The organism is Kitasatospora sp. NPDC127111, assembly GCF_042677465.1.
In the GTDB taxonomy this organism is placed as follows: Bacteria; Actinomycetota; Actinomycetes; order Streptomycetales; family Streptomycetaceae; genus Kitasatospora.
The window spans coordinates 130,271-132,310 of record NZ_JBHXTG010000015.1; the positions used below are offsets into that span (position 1 = coordinate 130,271).

At 73.5% G+C, this 2,040-nt stretch carries 2 protein-coding genes and 1 tRNA gene; 2 read left to right on the top strand and 1 reads right to left on the bottom strand.

The window, feature by feature from the left end:
* The first annotated feature begins 23 nt into the window (after window positions 1-23).
* A tRNA-Val gene (locus ACFVHB_RS13090) sits at window positions 24-95 on the top strand.
* Window positions 96-463: 368 nt separating this feature from the next.
* On the opposite strand, the gene ACFVHB_RS13095 is transcribed toward ACFVHB_RS13090, so the two are convergent.
* Window positions 464-661: a hypothetical protein gene (locus tag ACFVHB_RS13095; RefSeq protein WP_380319670.1), complete on the bottom strand. Its 198-nt coding sequence runs from the start codon at window positions 659-661 to the stop codon at window positions 464-466.
* Window positions 662-1,127: 466 nt separating this feature from the next.
* On the opposite strand from ACFVHB_RS13095, the gene ACFVHB_RS13100 reads away from it, so the two are divergent.
* The coding region (locus ACFVHB_RS13100) for a serine/threonine-protein kinase (RefSeq protein ID WP_380319673.1) at window positions 1,128-2,040 on the top strand (913 nt) is incomplete at its 3' end.

Below are 2,040 nucleotides of genomic sequence, written 5' to 3' on the forward strand. Positions count from 1 at the left end.
CTGCTGCAGGACCGCCACACCAGGCGCGATTAGCTCAGCGGGAGAGCACTACCTTGACACGGTAGGGGTCACTGGTTCAATCCCAGTATCGCGCACAGTAACGGCCGGGGCCGTGATCCGTGAGGGTCACGGCCCCGGCCTTTTGCGCTGTTCCGGCCCGCGGCAACGGCATGGCGAACACGTCCGGCCCGCGGCAACGGCATGGCGAACACGGCGACGCCATGGCGAAGACGGCAACGGCGTGGTGCGGATGAAGAGCCGCGTACGGTCGCCCTCACCGACGTCCGTACGCGGCATCTCCGCCTGCCGGGGTGCTCTGCGCACCGCTCTCGCCCGTCCGCGTGTCATCGCGGGCGCGGCTTCCCCGGCGGCACTGGCTCCCCGTCCCCAGGGGATCAGTGCCCGTTCAGTGGCCGGCCGTGGCGGCCGGTCCGGTCTTTCGGCCCTGCGCGGCCCTCCGGTCTCAGTGGTGGATCAGGTCGGCGACGGCCTGGGCCTGGTTCGCCATCTGCTCCCAGCCGCCGAAGAGCATCACCAGCAGCACGGCGCAGGGCAGCGCCATCGCCAGCGCGACCGCCGGGTGCCTGGTCGGCTCCGCGGCCTGGCGCTGGGTGAAGGCCGGCCGACGGCGGCGGGGTGATCCCGTGAGCTGCGGTGCCATGCCCCTACTCCTGCTCCTGATGCGGGTGCTGCCCTGGTTCGTGTGCTGCTCGTGCCTGCCCGACCGGTGCTGTGGCCGGCCGACGTGGACGCGGTGGACGGATTACCTCGGGGGACGAGCTCCCCGTCCACCGCTGAGCACAACGCTATGGCGCGAGGGGGTCGCCGGACGTCATGCCCTCGTATTGTTCTGCGGGCATCCCGGAGGATGACGCCAAGACTCGGGGACTACTACCGCAGGGGGAGACGGTCTCGACCGCGCCCCCGGGGGAACCCTGAGAGACGACCCCGAGAAACGTTTCGGCACCCCCGTCGACCGCTGGTCAGTGCAAGATCGGACAATCGCACGGAGGGTTGAGGTGTTGCGTATCAGCACACCGCAGCGGGCAGTCCGTAAGCTGTGCCAGACAGGAACTGACGATGCCCCAACCGACGGGGCCTCACCCACAGGCTGACGGGGTACGGAGATGGCGATGATGCGGCTGAGGCGTGAGGACCCCCGCATCGTCGGGCCGTACCGCCTGCACCGGCGGCTGGGCGCCGGCGGCATGGGTGTCGTGTACCTCGGCTCGGACCGCCGCGGGCAGCGGGTGGCGCTCAAGCTGATCCGCGCCGAACTCGCCGAGGACGTGGAGTTCCGCACCCGCTTCGCCCGCGAGATCGCCGCGGCCTCCCGGATCCGCGGCGGCTGCACGGCCCGGGTGGTCGGCTCCGACATCGAGGCGGACCGCCCCTGGCTCGCCACCGCGTACGTGCCCGGCCCCTCGCTGTACAAGCGGGTCGGCGACGAGGGGCCGCTGAGCTGGCCGGAGGCGGCCCGGATCGGCGCCGCGCTGGCCGACGGCCTGGTCAAGGTGCACGAGGCCGGCGTCGTCCACCGGGACCTCAAACCGTCGAACATCCTGCTCTCGCCGCGCGGGCCGCGGATCATCGACTTCGGCATCGCCTGGTCGCGCGGCGCCAGCACGCTCACCCACGTCGGCACGGCGGTCGGCTCCCCCGGCTTCCTGGCGCCCGAGCAGGTGCGCGGCGCCGCCGTGACGCCGGCGACGGACGTGTTCGCGTTCGGCGCCACGCTGGCGTACGCGCTCACCGGCGACACCCCGTTCGGCTCGGGGGCCTCCTCGGAGGTGATGCTCTACCGGGTCGTGCACGAGGAGCCCGACCTGTCGGCCGTCCCGCCGCCGCTCGCGCCGCTGATCGGGGCCTGCCTGGCCAAGGAGCCCGCCGAACGGCCCGGGGCGGCCGCCCTGCACGAGCGGCTGAGCGAGCTGGCGGCCCGCGGCACCGTCCCGACCGACGGGCCGGGCCCCGAGCGTCCGGCCCGCACCGCGGGCGGCCGGCCGGCCGGTGCGGCCCCCGCGCGGCCGGGCGTTCCCG